This window comes from Limnobacter sp. (assembly GCF_036846585.1).
Taxonomy (GTDB): Bacteria; Pseudomonadota; Gammaproteobacteria; order Burkholderiales; family Burkholderiaceae_B; genus Limnobacter.
The window spans coordinates 12420-30477 of the sequence record NZ_DAIUBR010000031.1 but is presented as its reverse complement, the minus strand read 5'-3'; the positions used below and the strand labels follow the sequence as shown (position 1 = coordinate 30477).

15 protein-coding genes and 1 pseudogene are annotated in these 18058 nt (G+C 53.8%); 7 read left to right on the top strand and 9 right to left on the bottom strand.

Translation table 11 applies throughout. The annotated features are described in order from the left end of the window. A pseudogene (aceE, locus tag V7028_RS12680) lies at positions 1 to 1001 on the bottom strand (pyruvate dehydrogenase (acetyl-transferring), homodimeric type); the annotation flags it as partial. Between the two features lie 232 nt (positions 1002 to 1233). Between aceE and V7028_RS12675 the strand changes: the two are divergent. The 6 genes from V7028_RS12675 (at position 1234) to V7028_RS12650 (ending at position 10248) form a co-directional block, all read left to right on the top strand. Beyond that, positions 1234 to 3567, top strand: a complete 2334-nt coding sequence (locus tag V7028_RS12675; RefSeq protein ID WP_334120448.1) for a PAS domain S-box protein — start codon at positions 1234 to 1236, stop codon at positions 3565 to 3567. Between the two features lie 5 nt (positions 3568 to 3572). Further along, positions 3573 to 4220, top strand: coding sequence for a response regulator transcription factor (locus V7028_RS12670; RefSeq protein WP_334120447.1), 648 nt, complete (start codon positions 3573 to 3575; stop codon positions 4218 to 4220). An 84-nt stretch (positions 4221 to 4304) separates the two neighbouring features. Continuing rightward, complete coding sequence (folD, locus tag V7028_RS12665; RefSeq protein ID WP_334120446.1) at positions 4305 to 5153, top strand: bifunctional methylenetetrahydrofolate dehydrogenase/methenyltetrahydrofolate cyclohydrolase FolD; 849 nt, start codon at positions 4305 to 4307, stop codon at positions 5151 to 5153. Between the two features lie 26 nt (positions 5154 to 5179). Continuing rightward, complete coding sequence (locus V7028_RS12660; protein WP_334120445.1) at positions 5180 to 7231, top strand: M3 family metallopeptidase; 2052 nt, start codon at positions 5180 to 5182, stop codon at positions 7229 to 7231. An 8-nt stretch (positions 7232 to 7239) separates the two neighbouring features. Next, complete coding sequence (gene xth / locus V7028_RS12655) at positions 7240 to 8019, top strand: exodeoxyribonuclease III (protein ID WP_334120449.1); 780 nt, start codon at positions 7240 to 7242, stop codon at positions 8017 to 8019. 159 nt (positions 8020 to 8178) lie between these two features. Then, positions 8179 to 10248: a methyl-accepting chemotaxis protein gene (locus V7028_RS12650; protein ID WP_334120444.1), complete on the top strand. Its 2070-nt coding sequence runs from the start codon at positions 8179 to 8181 to the stop codon at positions 10246 to 10248. 69 nt (positions 10249 to 10317) lie between these two features. On the opposite strand, the gene ntrC is transcribed toward V7028_RS12650, so the two are convergent. From ntrC to glnA, 4 genes are all read right to left on the bottom strand, one after another. Then, entirely contained in the window at positions 10318 to 11895 is a 1578-nt protein-coding gene (gene ntrC, locus V7028_RS12645; RefSeq protein ID WP_334120443.1) for a nitrogen regulation protein NR(I), read from the bottom strand. Positions 11896 to 11918: 23 nt separating this feature from the next. Further along, positions 11919 to 12995: a nitrogen regulation protein NR(II) gene (glnL, locus tag V7028_RS12640; RefSeq protein ID WP_334120442.1), complete on the bottom strand. Its 1077-nt coding sequence runs from the start codon at positions 12993 to 12995 to the stop codon at positions 11919 to 11921. Between the two features lie 39 nt (positions 12996 to 13034). Next, positions 13035 to 13559 carry a DUF4124 domain-containing protein gene (locus V7028_RS12635; RefSeq protein ID WP_334120441.1) on the bottom strand — a complete coding sequence of 175 codons (525 nt, stop codon included), beginning with the start codon at positions 13557 to 13559 and terminating at the stop codon, positions 13035 to 13037. A gap of 178 nt (positions 13560 to 13737) precedes the next feature. Continuing rightward, positions 13738 to 15150 carry a type I glutamate--ammonia ligase gene (gene glnA, locus V7028_RS12630; protein ID WP_334120440.1) on the bottom strand — a complete coding sequence of 471 codons (1413 nt, stop codon included), beginning with the start codon at positions 15148 to 15150 and terminating at the stop codon, positions 13738 to 13740. 338 nt (positions 15151 to 15488) lie between these two features. Here glnA and V7028_RS12625 point away from each other — a divergent pair, with 338 nt between their 5' ends. Next, on the top strand, positions 15489 to 15962 hold the full coding sequence (locus V7028_RS12625; protein WP_334120439.1) for a rhodanese-like domain-containing protein: 474 nt from the start codon (positions 15489 to 15491) through the stop codon (positions 15960 to 15962). 15 nt (positions 15963 to 15977) lie between these two features. Here V7028_RS12625 and V7028_RS12620 read toward each other — a convergent pair whose 3' ends face one another. From V7028_RS12620 to V7028_RS12605, 4 genes are all read right to left on the bottom strand, one after another. Further along, on the bottom strand, positions 15978 to 16361 hold the full coding sequence (locus tag V7028_RS12620) for a fluoride efflux transporter FluC (protein ID WP_334120438.1): 384 nt from the start codon (positions 16359 to 16361) through the stop codon (positions 15978 to 15980). Continuing rightward, the gene (gene moaE / locus V7028_RS12615; RefSeq protein WP_334120437.1) at positions 16358 to 16825 is read right to left on the bottom strand and encodes a molybdopterin synthase catalytic subunit MoaE; all 468 of its coding nucleotides are present in this window, start codon (positions 16823 to 16825) and stop codon (positions 16358 to 16360) included. The genes V7028_RS12620 and moaE overlap by 4 nt, the downstream gene beginning before the upstream one ends. Further along, entirely contained in the window at positions 16826 to 17083 is a 258-nt protein-coding gene (gene moaD, locus V7028_RS12610; protein ID WP_334120436.1) for a molybdopterin converting factor subunit 1, read from the bottom strand. Continuing rightward, a partial coding sequence (locus V7028_RS12605; RefSeq protein ID WP_334120435.1) for a molybdopterin molybdotransferase MoeA occupies positions 17080 to 18058 on the bottom strand: 979 nt, incomplete at its 5' end. The genes V7028_RS12605 and moaD, both read right to left, overlap by 4 nt.

Below are 18058 nucleotides of genomic sequence, written 5' to 3'. Positions count from 1 at the left end.
TTGCAGTTCTGATATTCGACGTCGACAATTTCCAGCATGACTTTGCGCATCAGGCCGTCTTTGTCGCGGGCCAGCAATTCATCCCAGTAGCCGCCCCAAATTACCTTGAGTACGTTCCAGCCTGAGCCACGGAACTCGCCTTCCAGTTCCTGAATGATTTTGCCGTTGCCGCGCACTGGGCCATCCAGGCGCTGCAGGTTGCAGTTCACCACGAACACCAGGTTGTCGAGCTTCTCGCGCGCAGCCATACCGATCGCGCCAAGTGATTCTGGTTCATCCATTTCACCGTCGCCACAAAACACCCAGACTTTGCGCTTGGATGTGTCGCAAATACCGCGCGCATGAAGGTACTTCAAGAAGCGCGCCTGATAAATACCCATCAATGGGCCAAGGCCCATGGACACGGTGGGGAACTGCCAGAATTCCGGCATCAACTTGGGGTGCGGGTAGCTGGAAAGACCCTTGCCATCCACTTCCTGACGGAAGTTGTCCAGTTGCTCTTCGGTCAGGCGACCTTCAAGAAAAGCGCGGGCATAAATACCGGGGGACACGTGGCCTTGAAGGTACAGCAGGTCACCGCCATGGTTTTCGTCTTCCGCGTGCCAAAAGTGGTTAAAACCCACACCCAGCATGGTGGCCAGCGACGCAAACGACGCAATGTGACCACCCAGGTCACCACCATCGGGCGGGCTTTTCTTGTTGGCACGCACCACCATGGCCATGGCGTTCCAGCGCATCCAGGAACGAAGACGTTCTTCGTATTCCATGTTGCCGGGACAGCGGGTTTCAAGGTGCACCGGAATGGTGTTCACATATTCGGTATTGGCCGAAAACGGGATAAAAGCACCGCTTAAACGGGCCTTGGCAATCAGTTGTTCAAGCAAGTAATGCGCGCGCTCGGGGCCTTCGCGTTCAAGCACGGCCTCCAGGGCATCTAGCCATTCTTGGGTTTCTTGGAAATCGGGATCGTCCGATCCGGGGAAATTGAGTTGCGCTGACATTGCTTCCTCCTTGGGGTCTCTGGGTCTTTTTTCAGAAACACGAGCTTTTGGCTGCATTTCCTGTTGATATTAGAGTATCACGCCTAATTAAGAAAGTTTCAAATTATGATTTACATTTTCACATTGTGGAATTTATAAGGATTTTCACGGATCCGTTCCAATCCATTTACCCCAGCCTACCGCTTGTTTTGTACACTTCAAGCATCTTCTGGTTTTCGAGAACATTTCGACCGTGCGCCTTCGCGACCAACCCCGTACAAGCCCCTTGGTGTGGGCCACCCCGCTGGTGGGTATCATTCTGTTCCTTTTGGCCATGGGTGCGTTTTTTTATACCCTGCATTCCGAGGACCAAAACCAGACCCAACTGCGGGTGATCCGCGATGTGGAGCTGGCCCGCCAAACCATTCGAACCCGTTTGCTAGCATCGCAGGAACGCGTGAACCAGATTGCCCGGGCCTTCGAACAAAACAGCACTGACATTGACGGATTCCGGTTTTCCGCCCAGGCCTTGATGAATGAATTCCAGGAAGTCAGCAGTGTGCTGGTGATCGACAACGAGCGGCGCGTAACCAATCTGGCAATGCCGAACCTGCGATCATCCGAAGTACTGCACCCGCTTTACCAAACCATTGAGGATGCCGAAAGTTACTGGGCGTTCAACATGGCCCGGGAAACCCGACTGCCTGTTTTTTCCCGGCCATTTCTTGGCCCTTCAGGCAAGGTGTTCATCGAAATACAAAGCCCAATCATCAGCAAAGGCGAATTTCAGGGCGCGGTGGCTGCCACGATCCCTGTGGCATCGCTGCTCAACGATGCGGTGCCCGACTCTTTCGTTCAACTTTACCTGGTCAGCATTGTCGATGGCGGCGGCAACCCGGTGGCATCCAATGTCAGCCGCTCGATCGACAACGCCAAGTTAAGCCACGAGGTACCGCTGGACCCACCGGGCCACGGCTTGAAACTGCGTGCAGTACTTTACAAAACCAACACGGAATTGTTTTCCAATATGCTGGCGTGGACAGTATTTGGGTTGTCATTGGTGATCGTGTGGAGTTTTATCTTGTTGTTTCGCCACGCCAAATTGCGCAGCCAGGCGGAGAAACGCCTGTTGGCCGAGACCAAGTTTCGCCGGGCGATGGAGGATTCGGTGATCACCGGGATGCGGGCCATCGACATGCAAGGTCGCATCACTTACGTTAACCCGGCGTTTTGTAAAATGACAGGTTACAAGGAATCGGAACTGGTGGGCATGGCACCGCCTTTTCCCTATTGGCCTGACCGTTCTTATGAAGAACAGCAAACCAACCTCGACCTTATTTTGTCGGGCAACGCCCCACAAAAAGGCATTGAGGTGCAGGTTCGCCGCCGCGACGGCAGCCTGTTCGATGCGCGCATGTACGTGTCGCCCCTGGTGGACAGTGATGGCCAGCAAAGCGGCTGGATGACCTCCATGACCGACATCACCGAGCCTCGCCGGGTTCGGGATGAACTGGCAGCCGCCCACCGCCGCTTTGTGCGCATTCTTGAAGAACTGGACGCTGCCGTGTGCGTGCAGGGCCCTGAAGCCGGGGGGGATGAATACATTTTCGTGAACCGCTTGCACCGCGAGTGGTTTGCCAACGCCACCCCACCACGCATGTCGAAAAACCGGCGTAACCGGGCCAACCTGTACGAGCCGTTTGAATGGTTCAACCCCAACTCGCAGCGCTGGTATGAAGTACGCCGCCGATCCATTTCATGGGTGGACGGGGCCACCGTTGTAATGCAGGTTGCCACCGACATTTCTTCGCGCAAGGAAGCGGAAAACATGTCGCGCCAACAACAGGAAAAGTTGCAGTTTACGTCCCGCCTGATCACGCTGGGAGAATTGGCTTCCTCGCTGGCCCATGAAATCAACCAGCCCTTGGCCGCCATTTCGAACTACAACATGGGCAGCGTAACCCGGCTTAAAGCGGGCAAGGTCAGTCCCGAAGAACTGCTTCCGGTGCTGGAGAAGGTGAACGTGCAAGCCCAGCGGGCGGGTGCTGTTATTCGCCGCATTCGGGAATTCGTGAAACAGCAGGAACCCAAACGTGCACCCTGCCCGATCGGTAAAATTATCGAGGATGCAATCAGCTTTTCCCGACTAGAGGCCAAACACCAGTCAGCACGGATCGAAATGAACCTGCCCGATGCACTGATGTCAGTTGTGGCCGACCCGGTGTTGATTGAGCAAGTGCTGATGAACCTGATCAAGAATGGCCTGGAAGCCATGGGACATTTGCCGCCGGAGCAAAAACGGATTGAAATCCAGGTGGGGCAATCGGCCCAGTTTGCGCTGATAGAGGTTCGAGACCACGGCGTCGGGGTACCCGAAGAGATTCGTCAACGGCTGTTTGAGTCGTTTTTCACCACCAAATCCGACGGAATGGGCATGGGGCTGAACATCTGTCGTACTATTATTGAGTATCATCAAGGCCAATTGTGGGTAGAACCCGCGCAAGGCCAAGGCAGTGTGTTCAAGTTCACATTGCCCCTGGCCGAAGACGCTGTGCTTGCGCACATGAACCCACCTGTTATGGAATAAAGCCAATGCTTCACACCCAACCACGACCCACAGAAGTACAAGAGACCGTGTTCATCGTGGACGACGATGAGGCGGTGCGCGATTCACTTCAATGGCTGATCGAGACCGAAGGTTACCAGGTCCGTACCTTTGAGGACCCGGAGTTGTTTCTTGAACAACTGCAGTGGCCACAACCCTGCGTGTTGCTGCTGGATATTCGCATGCCGAAGCTTTCAGGCCTTGAAGTCCAAAAAACACTGAACGAACGCGGCATTCCAATTCCCATTGTGTTCATTACTGGCCACGGCGACGTAACCCTTGCTGTTGAAACCATGAAAAACGGCGCGGTTGATTTTCTGGAAAAACCCTTTGATGAAAGCAAAATCAAGGAACTGATTCACCAGCACATGCGTTTGGCCCACGATTTGGCCCAAAACGCCAAACTGGACGAACAGATCAACAAGCTGTATTCCAAGCTGACCACTCGTGAACTGCAGGTCCTGGAACGCATTGTGTCGGGCCGCCTGAACAAGCAGATTGCTGACGACCTGAACATCAGCATCAAAACCGTGGAAGCCCACCGTGCCAATATCATGGACAAACTGCAAGTAACCACTGTGGCTGATTTGCTGAAAATTGCCCTGCGCAAATCACCAGAACTGGCGCAACCCTGAACACCCCCCAACAAGGCCCATTTCTCAGCTAATGAGCGGGCCTTGTTCAATTGAACCATTTCAAATTTTCGAACTCACTTCACCATGTCTGCACAAATCATCAGCGGCACCGAACTGGCCGCCTCCATCCGCGAAACCATTGCAACACGCGCAGCCGAACTGACCGCGCTTGGGCATCAACCTGGCCTGGCCGTGGTGCTGGTGGGCGAAGACCCCGCCTCGCAGGTGTATGTGCGCAACAAGGTGTCGGCTTGTGAAAAAGCAGGTTTTAAATCGGTTATGCACCGCCTGCCCGACAACACAAGCCAGGATGCGCTGGTGGGTTTGGTTGAACAACTGAATGCGGACCCCACCATTCATGGCATTTTGGTGCAATTGCCCCTGCCCAAGCACCTGGATTCGCATGTGGTGATTGAATCGATCAGCGCCGAGAAAGACGTGGATGGTTTTCACGTCAGCAACGCCGGGCTGCTGATGACAGGCAAACCCCTGTTTCGCCCGTGCACACCGTACGGCGTGATGAAAATGCTGGAATTGACCGGCATTGAACTGCGCGGCGCAGAGGCCGTGGTGATTGGTGCCAGCAACATTGTGGGCAAGCCACAAGCCATGTTGCTTCTGCAACAAGGTGCTACCGTAACGCTGTGCAACAGCAAAACGAAAGACCTGAAATCGCATTGCCAGCGTGCGGACGTACTTGTGGTTGCGGTGGGACGCCCCAATATGATTACCGGCGACATGATCAAGCCCGGCGCGGTGGTGATCGACGTGGGCATTAACCGCCTGCCCGATGGCAAGCTGTGCGGCGATGTTGACTTTGATTCAGCCAGGGAAGTGGCGGGCTGGATTACACCCGTGCCCGGTGGCGTTGGCCCCATGACCATCACCATGCTGTTGCAAAACACGATTGAAGCGGTTGAACGTAGCCTTTAAGAATTTTTTTGCAGGACCCAAATACTATGACCATGAGCAACCCCCTACTCGACTTTTCCGGACTGCCCCGTTTTTCGGACATTCAAACCGGGCACGTGGAGCCCGCCATTGACACGATGCTTGCGGCCGCAAAAAAACAATTGGAAATTACGGCCAGCACTGCACCTGAACAAGCCACATGGGAAGAAACCTTGCTGCCGCTTGATGTGATTTGCGAGCAGCTTAGCCGTGCCTGGGGCGTGGTTGGGCATTTGCATTCCGTGGCCGACACCGAAGAACTGCGCGCAGCCTACAACGCCTGCTTGCCAAAAACCACCGAATTTTGGACCATGGTGGGGCAGGACGAACGCCTGTACGCCATTTACAAAGCCATTGAACAAAGCGAGGCGGCAAAAAGCTTCACGCCCGCGCGTCTGAAGGTGCTGGCCAATTCCATTCGCGGTTTCAAGTTGGGTGGCGCCGAGTTGCCTGCCGACAAGAAGCCACGCTACGCTGAAATTCAGGATCGCCAGGCGGCCATCACGGCCAAGTTTTCTGAAAACGTGCTGGACGCCACCAATGCCTTTGAATTGATCGTGACTGACAAAGCCGATTTGGCTGGCATTCCTGAATATGCAGTGCAGGCAGCCGAAGAACTTGCAAAATCAGAAGGCAAGGAAGGCTATAAATTCACATTGCAATTCCCCTCTTATTTTCCGGTTCTACAGTACGCCGAGAAGCGTGAATTGCGCGAAACGCTGTACGAAGCGTATGCCAAACGTGCCTCGGAATTTGGCCCTGCGGAGCTGGACAACACCGCGCTGATTCGCGAGCTGCTACAACTTCGCCTGGAAGAAGCCCAAATGCTGGGTTACAAGAATTTTGGTGAACTCAGCCTGGTGCCAAAGATGGCGAATACGCCAGATGAAGTGGTGAACTTTCTGCGTGAACTGGCGGTGAAAGCCAAGCCATTTGCCCTGCGCGACCTGGAAGAAATCAAGGCATTTGCCAAAGCCGAACTGGGCATGGACGAACTGCAAAGCTGGGACATGAGCTATGCCTCGGAAAAACTGAAAGAAAAGAAATACGCCTTCAGTGATCTGGAAGTGCGCCAGTACTTTCAGGAAGACCGGGTACTCGATGGCCTGTTCAAACTGACCGAAAAACTGTTCAGCGTGCAAATTGTGAAAGCACAAGCCGACACCTGGCACCCGGATGTGCGCTTCTTTGAAGTACAGAAAGAAGGCAAGGCGATTGCGCATTTCTACCTGGACCCCTACGCACGCGCCAGCAAGCGTTCCGGTGCCTGGATGGACGACGCCCGTGGCCGCAAGCGCACCGAACAAGGCGTGCAAACACCAGTGGCCTACCTGACATGTAATTACACCAAACCGGCCGCAGGCAAGGCTGCGCAATTGTCGCATGACGACGTACAAACCCTGTTTCACGAATTTGGGCACGGCATTCACCACATGCTGACCCGCGTGGATGAACTGGATGTTGCAGGCATTAATGGTGTGGAATGGGATGCCGTTGAGCTGCCCTCGCAGTTCATGGAAAACTTTGCCTGGGAATGGAGTGTGGTTGAATCGCTGACCGCGCACGAGACCACGGGCAAACCCATGCCAAAAGCACTGTTCGACAAAATGGTGGCTGCCAAGAATTTCCAGAGCGGTTTGCAAACACTGCGACAAATCGAGTTTTCCTTGTTCGACATGCTGGTGCACACCGAATTTAACCCCCACAGCGAAGCGAATATTCTTGAGCTGTTGGCCCAAGTGCGCAAAGAAGTGGCTGTACTGGTACCACCAGCGTATAACCGATTCCCGAATTCATTCAGCCACATTTTTTCAGGTGGTTATGCGGCGGGTTACTACAGCTACAAATGGGCTGAAGTGTTGTCGGCCGATGCATTTGCGATGTTCGAGGAAAACGGCGTGGTCAGCCCCGAAACCGGAAAGAAGTTTCTGGAAGAAATTTTGTCGGTGGGGGGCAGCCGCCCGGCAGCAGAGTCGTTCAAGGCCTTCCGTGGCCGCGAACCGAGCATTGACGCGCTGCTTCGCCACACAGGCATGGTCGACAACAGGCAGGCGGCATAATGGCAGACATTCAACTGGCCACCTGGAACGTGAATTCGCTCAAGGTGCGCCTGCCGCATCTGCTGCTGTGGCTTGAAAGCAACCCGGTAGATTTGCTCGGACTTCAAGAACTGAAGCTGACCGACGAGAACTTCCCGCTGGCTGAACTGGACGCCGCAGGATATGGGACCGTGTTTGCAGGCCAGAAAACCTACAACGGCGTGGCCATTCTGTACAAAAAAGCCACCATGCCTGAACCGATGGATGTGCTGGTGAACCTGCCCAGTTTTCCTGACGAGCAAAAACGCGTAATTGCCGCCACTTTCGGTGAATTGCGTTTCATCAGTGCTTATGTAGTCAATGGCTCGGAAGTTGGCTCGGACAAGTTCGAGTACAAAAAGGCATGGCTTGATGCTTTGCTTAAAGACTGCCACGGTTGGCTGGCTCAATACCCAAAACTGGCTTTGGTGGGCGACTACAACATTGCCCCCGATGACCGTGATGTACACGACCCGAAAGCCTGGGCGGGGCAAGTGCTGTGTTCAGAAGAAGAACGCAGCCGCTTCAACACCCTGCTCGGTATGGGCCTGGTCGACAGTTTCAGGCTGTTCGAGCAGCCTGAGAAAACCTATTCCTGGTGGGATTACCGCATGCTGGGTTTTCAGAAAAACAAGGGCTTGCGAATTGACCATGTTTTACTCAGCAAACCGTTGGCCGAACAATGCACAGCCAGTGTCATTGACCGCGCGCCGCGCAAGTGGGAAAAACCTTCTGACCACGCCCCGGCGATTGCCACCCTCTCCTTCTGATTTTTCAAGCTCCCCCTCTCAAAAAGGGGGAAGGCTTTGGGCATATCACCTTTCTTAGGGACTTATTACAGGTGAATTACCCCTCTAATTAGGCAATTAGTTGCAGGGATGCGATGCGATGATGAAAACTGTTCATCACCCTCTCAATCGTTACGCACCATGAACTTAAAAACTCTTCCCCTTTCCAAACAGATCAGCTTGACAAGTGCCGCGCTGGTTGCATTGATTGTATTAAGCCTGGTGGGCATCACGGCCATGTTTACTTTCAATGCAGCAGTAGAACGCACCGAGCGCACGGTGTCCACACAGGCAGAAGGCCTGCGACAGACCATGGAAATTGCCTACAAACTTTCTGAAAGTTCGGTAACCCAACTGGCCGATCTGTTTGAAGGTCAGTTCAAAGGTGAATTGCTGGTTGATCAAAACCAGATGATCTCCATCACGCCCGAGATTGAAGGCCCCATGGTGACGCTGGACTCCAACTTCATCACTGGCAACTTCGGTGTGGTCGACAATTTCACGCAAATGACCGGTGGCGTGGCCACTGTGTTTGTTCGCACAGGCGACGATTACCTGCGCATTTCCACCAGCCTGAAAAAAGAAAACGGCGACCGCGCTGTGGGTACGAAACTGGACCGCAATCACCCCAGTTATGCCAAGATCATCAAGGGCGAAACCTATCTGGGCGAGGCCTTGCTGTTTGGCAAACGCTATATGTCGAAATACCTGCCCATCAAAAGCACCGACGGCCAGCATGACCTGATTCTTTACATCGGCTTTGACATGACCAACCTGTTTGCCGACGTTCAAAACGCCGTGCTGAGCACGCGCATTGGCGAAACCGGTATTCCTTATGTGCTGTACACCGCAGGGGCAAATGCGGGCAAGGTCATGATTCATTCCCAGTTCAAGGGCGATGAATTCAAGGAAATGGCTGGCGCGCAGCCCGAATTGCAAATGCTGCTCGACAAGATTGGCAAAGAAGATTCCGGTGTCACACAGATCAGTTGGGCCGACCCAAAAAGCGGCATCAACCGTGATGAATTTGTTGCGTTTGCCAAGGTTCCACAATGGGGCGGCGCAACCGTGATAACCCCTGCCCGGACCAGTGAAATGTTCAGTACCATTTATTCAATGAGCGTGCTGATGATTGCAATGGGCTTGATCGCCACGGCAGTAATTGCACTGGCCCTGTTCTGGGTAACCAGCCGCCTGACCAGCTCGACCAAAGGCCTGACCGCGCTTGCCCTGAAACTGGGCAATGGCGACATGACGGCCCGCGCCGAAAGCGAAGTCACCAATGGCAACGTGAATACGAAAAACGAAATCAGCCTGCTGGCCCGCAGCATGAACCGCATGGCGGAAAGCATGGAACAGGCACTGGGCGCGGTAAAACGCAGCACAGACCAAGTCCAGGAAGCTTCGGAAGACTTGGTGCACACCAGCGACGAATTGAGCAAAGGTGCGGCCTCTGGAAGTGATGCCGCTTCGGGCATGGCCGCTGCCGTGGAAGAAATGTCATCCTCCATTTCCAGCGTGGGCGATTCTGCCACCGAAGCCAAGGACGTAAGCAACAAGGCCCGCCAACTGGCCGACGACGGTCTGGGTGCCATCAATTCCGCCACCCAACAAATGCACAAGATTTCCCAAAATGTGCAGGGCACCGCCGATGTGATCCAGCAGCTGGGCGAACAGTCTCGCGAAATTTCTGAAATTGCATTGATCATCAAGGGCATTGCCGAACAAACCAACCTGCTTGCTTTGAACGCAGCCATTGAAGCGGCACGTGCAGGTGAACAGGGGCGCGGCTTCTCTGTTGTGGCCGATGAGGTACGCAAGCTTGCAGAGCGCACACGCAAATCGACCGACGACATCCACGGCATGATCGAAGCCATTCAGACCAGTTCTGGCGTGGCAGTTAACAACATGGACATGGCTGTAGAAAGCGTGAGAAAGGGCGTTGAACTGGTAGACCGTGCAGGCCAGGCAATGAACCAGATCACAGCCGACTCTTCCGCTGTGGCCCATTCCGTGGAAAACATTCACGCAGCACTGCTTGAACAAAACCAGGCCTCGGAAAGCATTGGTCATCAGGTTGAAGTGGTTGCCCAGCTGTCGGAAGGCAACCTGGACATGGCACGCCGAGCATCCAACGCAGTTTCAGGCTTGAAAGGTGTGGCCACTGATTTGTCCAATATTCTGAAGAAGTTTCAGGTTAAAAACATGTAATTCAGGTTGCTCAAATAAAAAAACCTCTGCATGCAGAGGTTTTTTTTCGTCCAGAAACAGGGGAGCACTTCAATCAATGTCTTTCACATCGATGTTCAAGTCCTGAATTTTTCTGGTAATCGTGTTGCGCCCTATTCCCAAACGCTGGGCCGCTTCAATTCGCTTGCCATGGGTGGCTTTCAAGGCCGCCTGGATCATGGTGGTTTCGAATTGGGCAGTTAGTGCATCCATGACATCAGGCTGCCCGCTTTCCAGTGCCTTTTCTGCTTCCAGAAACAACAATTCAAGCCAGCTGGCACTTCGACCCACCGGAACCTGCGCATTTACCATGGTTTCCGGTGCACTGGTTTCAAACGGATACTTGCCTGCAGACATGCCGGAAGCACCCACAGATGGCACGCCAGCCGGCATGACCGGACTGGTTTCAGCCAGCCACAAATTGGAAGCGGCTGGTGTGGCAGGTGCCTGCTCCGCAACAGGCAAAGCCCCTGTTTGAAATGCTTTCAATTCAGGGGGCAAATCACGCGCTTCAACCAACTGGGCCGGCGCCATGACCGTGATCCAGCGGCACACGTTTTCCAGTTGACGAACGTTGCCAGGGAAGGGAAATTCACAGATGACACGCACCGCCGCCTCGGACAAACGCTTGGTTTCCGTGCCTAACTCACGGGCAGAAACACTCAGGAAATGTTTGGCCAAAATCGGAATGTCTTCCTGCCGCTCACGCAGCGGTGGTAAGCGCAAGCGGATCACATTCAAACGGTGGTAAAGGTCTTCCCGAAACAGGCCCTGCTTCACCCGCTCATCCAGATCCTGGTGGGTGGCCGCGATCACCCGCACATTGGCCTTGATGGGCTGCTGCCCGCCAACGCGGTAAAAATGTCCGTCTGACAAAACTCTCAACAAGCGGGTTTGCAATTCAGCGGGCATGTCGCCAATTTCATCGAGAAACAGCGTGCCGCCCTCGGCTTGTTCGAAACGGCCGCGGCGTTGTGCCTGCGCACCGGTGAACGAACCGCGTTCATGACCAAACAATTCCGATTCCAGCAAGTCTTTCGGAATGGCTGCCGTGTTCAATGCAATAAAAGGTTGCGTGGCACGGGGGCTGTGGCGGTGCAATGCACGCGCAACCAACTCCTTGCCCGCACCGCTTTCACCGGTTATCAGCACCGTGACATTGGATTGGGACAAACGCCCGATGGCACGAAACACTTCCTGCATGGCGGGTGCCTGCCCAAGAATTTCAGGCGCAGCCGCATCGGTTTCGTCCACGAATTCTTCGGTTTGCGATTCCCGAACCGCCCGCAAAATCAGCTCGACGGCTTTTTCAATGTCGAACGGTTTGGGCAGGTATTCAAATGCGCCGCCCTGGAATGCCGACACGGCACTGTCAAGGTCAGAGTACGCAGTCATGATGATGACGGGTAAATCAGGCTGCAATTCACGAACCTTGGACAACAGGTCCAGCCCGCTTTGGCCCGGCATTCGAATATCGGAAACCAGCACTTGGGGTACCTCGGTTTCCAGTCGTTCCAGTACTTCAGCGGCTGAGGAAAAAATTTCACAAGGAATTCCTTCGCGGGAAATTGCTTTCTGCAAAACCCAGCGAATGGAGTGGTCATCATCAACAACCCAAATTGGACGCATTAATTGTGGTTCCTTAAAACCGCTTAGCTCGCAGCGTGATCAAACTGAAGCGGCAATGTGACTTTAAAAAGCGTTCTTCCCGGTGTGGAGCTGCATTCAATAATGCCTTCGTGTTGTTGCACGAATGTTTGGGCCAATGTAAGGCCCAAACCACTACCGCCCTCACGCCCCGAAACCAGAGGAAAGAAAATCCTTTCCATGATTTCCACAGGTATGCCGGGTCCGTTGTCGATCACTTGCAAGTCTAATGCCAGCCTGTGTTGCTTGCGGTTTAAGGTTACTCTACGCACCACCCTGGTGCATAGAATTATTTGTGCAGTGCCTTCGGCAATTTGAGGTGTCAAAGCTTGTGCAGCATTGCGCACTATATTCAGGATCGCCTGAATCAATTGTTCAAGATCACCCAGAAATTCAGGAATGGATGTGTCGTAATCCCGAATGAATTTCAGGCCCTTGGGGTGTTCGGCCAAAATGACGGAACGCACGCGTTCACACACCTCGTGAATGTTCATCATCGAGACAATGTGCGGTTTTCTGTGCGGGGCAAGCAAACGGTCTACCAGCGTTTGAAGGCGATCCGACTCCTTGATCACCACCTGCGTGTATTCCTTCAATTCCGGGGATGGCAGTTCCACCTCCAGCAACTGGGCTGCACCACGAATTCCCCCCAAAGGGTTTTTGATTTCATGTGCAAGGTTGCGGATCAATTCCTTGTTGGCCAAAGATTGATCCATCATGCGTGCCTCGCGATCCACCTTCAGTTGTTGTTCGATTTCGCGCAGCTCAATGATGGTGATGCCGTTGGCGCCCTCCGGGCATGAAAGCGTCACGTGCACATGTTCTGCCGTGCCGCTCGGGCGTATCAGCTCAAACACCTGGCGCTTGACGCCAAACGGGTCGGCCTGCGACTTCCGAAGGAATTCCCGAAACGCATTGGCTTCGACAAACAGGGCGGCCAGTGCCTGACCATCAAAACTTCGCCTGGACACTTCCAGTAATGTTTCTGCCGACAGGTTGGCGTACAACACCACGCCCTCGGGGTCACTTACCACCACCGCAGTGGCCAACAATTCAAGACCTTGAAACTGTTCTTTCTTCAATTCGTCCCTCGTGCTGACCCGCTGCTTGCGTAACAAGTGTTATTTTGACAGACGGATCAGTTCTGATTTCAGTATTTCAATACTGTCATTGGTCACCATGATTTCCTGCTCAAGACGAGCAACACGGTCCAGATATTTCTGATAATTGCGTTCGCTGCCCAAGCGGTCTGGCTGACCGTTCTTGTATTCGTCTTTCAAAGACTTTAACTTACCCTCTTCAATGCGCAGCTCTTCCTGCAGTATTTTCATTCGATCGTCCTTGGCGTTGAAGTCGCCTGCAGAACGATTATCATAGGCCGCAGCCGATTCGGCAGCACCCGCATTGCGACTTGAACTTCCCTGACTGCCACTGTTGGTGCTCGGCTTGGGTGCCGGCACCACCGTAATCGGATTCAAATTCAAAGGCACACAACCATCGCCACCGTCTGAATTCTGGTAAGTACGAACGCCTTCACTGTTTGTACACACAAACATTTCCGACCCTTTGGCCTGTGCGCCTGAAAACAGGAACAAACCCAGGCCCAATGTCAGTAGCGAACGTTGAACAGTCGATTGCATCAGCATGATTACATCTCAGAAAATTTAGGGACAATTTTCATGATAACCGATCACCTATTGACTACCCTCCCCATTAAAGGCGAATGCTGATACCAGACGGGGTAGCCACTTTACAAAACCACAAAAATAAAAATGGCCCTTTTTACGGGGCCATTTTCACATCGACTCAATACAATCGGCTTTTTTACAGACCGTAGTACATATCGTATTCGATGGGGTGCGGTGTCATGCGGAAACGCTGCACTTCTTCCATCTTCAACGCAATGTAGGCATCCAGCATTTGATTGCTGAATACGCCACCACGGGTCAGGAACTCGCGGTCCTTGTCCAGGTATTCCAACGCCATTTCCAGTGAGTGGCAAACGGTTGGGATCTTTGCATCTTCTTCAGGAGGCAAGTCATACAGGTTTTTGTCAGCAGCCTCACCAGGGTGGATCTTGTTCTGAACACCGTCCAGACCAGCCATCAACATGGCAGCGAATGCCAGGTAAGGGTTGGCCATGGGATCCGGGAAACGGGCCTCAATGCGGCGACCCTTGGGGTTGGCCACGTGTGGAATGCGAATTGACGCCGAACGGTTCTTGGCAGAGTAAGCCAGCTTCACTGGTGCTTCGTAGCCAGGCACCAAACGCTTGTAGGAGTTGGTGGATGGGTTGGTGATAGCATTCAGGGCGCGTGCGTGCTTGATGATACCGCCGATGTAGTACAGGGCAAATTCAGACAGGCCCGCATAACCGTTGCCGGCAAACAGATTCACGCCGTCTTTCCATACAGACTGGTGAACGTGCATGCCTGAACCGTTGTCGCCCCACATTGGCTTGGGCATGAAGGTGGCTGTTTTGCCATAGCTGGCGGCCACGTTCCACACGGTGTACTTCAGGATTTGAGTCCAGTCAGCACGCTTGGTCAATGTAGAGAACATGGTACCAATTTCGTTTTGACCAGCGCCAGCCACTTCGTGGTGGTGCACTTCAACGGGCACGCCTTGCTGTTCCAGCAACAGGCACATTTCAGAACGGATGTCCTGGAATGAATCAGTTGGGGACACTGGGAAGTAACCACCTTTTACCGTGGGGCGGTGACCCAGGTTGCCGTGTTCGTAATCAATGCCGGTGGACCAGGAGGCTTCTTCGGACTTGATCTTGAAGTGGCAACCAGACATTTCGTCGGACCATGTGATGCTGTCGAAAATGAAGAATTCGGGTTCCGGACCGAAGTAGGCAGTGTCGCCCAAGCCAGAGGACTTCAGATACGCTTCCGCACGGCGGGCGATGGAGCGTGGATCACGATCGTAACCCTTGCCATCGGTTGGCTCGATCACGTCGCAAGTCAAAATCAGTGTAGGCTCTTCACGGAATGGGTCCATACGCGCTGAATCAGGATCAGGCATGAGCAACATGTCAGACGCTTCAATGCCTTTCCAGCCCGCGACAGAAGATCCGTCAAATGCGTGGCCAGACTCAAATTTGTCGTCGTCAAACATTTTTACAGGCACTGAAACGTGTTGCTCTTTGCCTTTGGTGTCGGTGAAGCGGAAGTCAATGAACTTCACTTCGTTTTCCGCAACCATCTTCATTACATCTTGGGCGGTCGCCATTGAAAATCTCCTGGTACGTGAGAGGTGGATGTTGATCTAAATAAATTCTGAGTGGAACTCTTTGGAATTAGCGAAACAATAGCACGTTCGATGTTGCTATATATGACGCTTAACGCGAATTCACTCATCGACTTGGAGGGCTAAAGCAAAGACCGTACCAAGACGGTGCACACGAAGAATCAAGGTTTGCAGACCCCCCTCCATTCAGGCGGTGTAATTTACGCACCACAAAGATGCATTGCGCACCACGATGGGGCTTGGCGGGTCTTTTAACTAAACCGCTTAATGCTTGTATTACAATATACTCATCTTAATTGTGAATTCTAGGGAACAGGCACATGGCCCCAACACCCACCGCACCAAAACTGATTGAAATTGCCAAACAACGCGCTCAGGAAAAGGGATTGAATTATCTGGGGGCTTTGACCCCCGAGGAAGCCTGGAATTTGCTGAATGAAGATGAAAACGCCGTGTTGGTGGATGTGCGCACCGATGCGGAACTGGACTGGGTGGGGCACGTCAGTTTTTCTGAAGACCGGTCATTCCATGTGGAATGGAACAACTACCCTGATGGCATGCGCACCCCCGACTTTCTGGCGCAGATTGCTTCCCGGGTGGAACCCCACCAGCCCGTGCTGTTCATTTGCCGAAGCGGTGCACGTTCCCACCATGCGGCCACCCTGGCAGCAAAGCATGGCTTCGAATTTGCAATCAATGTGCTGGAAGGGTTTGAAGGTGACAAAAACGAGAACCACCAGCGCTCAAGTATCAATGGCTGGCGATTTCGCGGCCTGCCCTGGGAACAGCATTGATCAGTCCGCCACGACCTACTGCCCGAACAGGCCAAACAGTTTGCCCGCAATAAAAAAGGCAATCAAACAACCCACCACATGGATTGCGGCGTGCCCCAGCGCCAGCGCTGGTTTGTCCAACAACAAGTTGGCACCTTCGGCGGTGAAGGCTGAAAACGTGGTCAGGCCGCCCAGCACGCCTGTCATCAGAAACAAACCAAGGGGGTTGGTTTTCAACCAGGCGGGGCCAAAAACTGCAAACAAGGCACCCGCCAAAAAACCGCCAATCAGGTTGGCACCCAGGGTACCGATGTGAAACGGCAGCCAGGCCGGTTGTGCCAGCACCACGCCCAAGCCATAGCGACCCACGCCACCAAGGCCAGCACCCACAAAAACGGCCAACGCATTGAGGGCATTCAATCGGCCTTCTCCCAGCGTTTCATGGCAGAATCGTCGCTGTCGCGGGCCGACACCCAGCGTGCACCTTCCGGGGTGTCTTCCTTTTTCCAGAAAGGTGCCTCGGTTTTCAAATAATCCATGATGAATTCGCAGGCCAGAAAAGCCTGTTGACGATGCTCGCTGGTGGCCGCTGCAAACACAATTTGATCCTCGGGGTACAAAGGACCAACGCGGTGGATGATCATGGCCGAGGTAATTTCAAACCGCTCATCGGCCACTTTCAAAATATTTTCCAAGGCTTTTTCAGTCATGCCTGGATAGTGTTCAAGAGTCATGGCTCGCACGGTGCTGTTCTCGTTGATGTCCCGAACCGTGCCAATGAAGGTGGCGATCGCACCAATTTCGGGCAAGCCTTCCCGAAGCCAGCGAATTTCGCTGGACACATCAAAATCTGCTTCTTGCACCAGTACTTTGGAACGCAACATTCAACCCCCTGTTACCGGTGGAAAAAACGCCACTTCGGCCTGTTCGCCCACAGGGGTGTCGTCGTCGGCCATGTCCTGGTTTACCGCTGCACGCAGGCGCCCCACCTCTGCAATCGCTTTGGCAAAACCGGGGTGCTGCTCACAAAGGTGTTGGCGCAAACCCGCCACGGTGGCGGGTGCGAAAGGGGCATTTACCACCACGCTGTCGCGCCCGAACTGTTCTTTCAAACTGGCAAAAAACCGCACCTTCACATTCATTTCATCAAGTCCTGATACGACACATAATTCAGCACATCCCCCGGGGCAACCACCTGGCCTTTGGCCAAACGCACCAAACCGCTGGACTGCGCAAGCGATGTCAACACGCCCGAACTTTGGTTGGGAAACAGGCCTGCACAACCAGATTGTACATCCACCCGCAAAAACTCTTCACGGCGCGTATCGGGCTTGGCCCATGCAAAACCGGCTGTTACCGGGTGCATGCGCAAACGCCAGTCCACTTGCCGCATGCTTTGCCCCTGCAACAGCCCAAGAAAAGGCTTTACAATTAGCTGGAAGGCCAAGGCGCTGGACACCGGGTTGCCAGGCAAACCAAAAAACCAGCTTTGCCCACCGCCTGTCCGGTTGATATGACCAAAGGCAATGGGCTTGCCCGGCTTCATGGCCACTTTCCAGGCGCGCAATTCCCCCACTTTTTCGATGGCGGGTTTCACGTGGTCTTCTTCACCCACAGACACACCGCCGGAACTGATGACCGCATCGCATTCGGCCAAGCTTTCAAGCGCGCTGCAAGTGGCCTCAAAGTTGTCGGGCACAATACCCACCGACTCCACCTCAATGTTCATGGCCTTCAGCAGGCCACACCACACAAACTCATTGGAATTGTAGATTTGCCCTGCTTCCAGCGCCTTGCCCGGGTTTTGCAGTTCGCTACCCGTTACCATCACGCCCACTTTCAGGCGTTTGACCACTTCCACACGATCAACACCAATAGACGCCAGCAAACCCACATGCACGGCGTCCAGCACCGTGCCTTTCGGCACAACCACCTGCCCGCACGCAATGTCTTCCCCGGCACGGCGTATCCATTGATTGGGCGTGGGTACTGCGTTGAAGGTAACAAGGCCATCAGCCAGCACACTGCTGTCCTCCTGCATCACCACGGCGTCTGCCCCCGGAGGAATGGGTGCCCCCGTAAAAATTCTTGCCACTGTGCCCGCCTGCAAAGGCAAT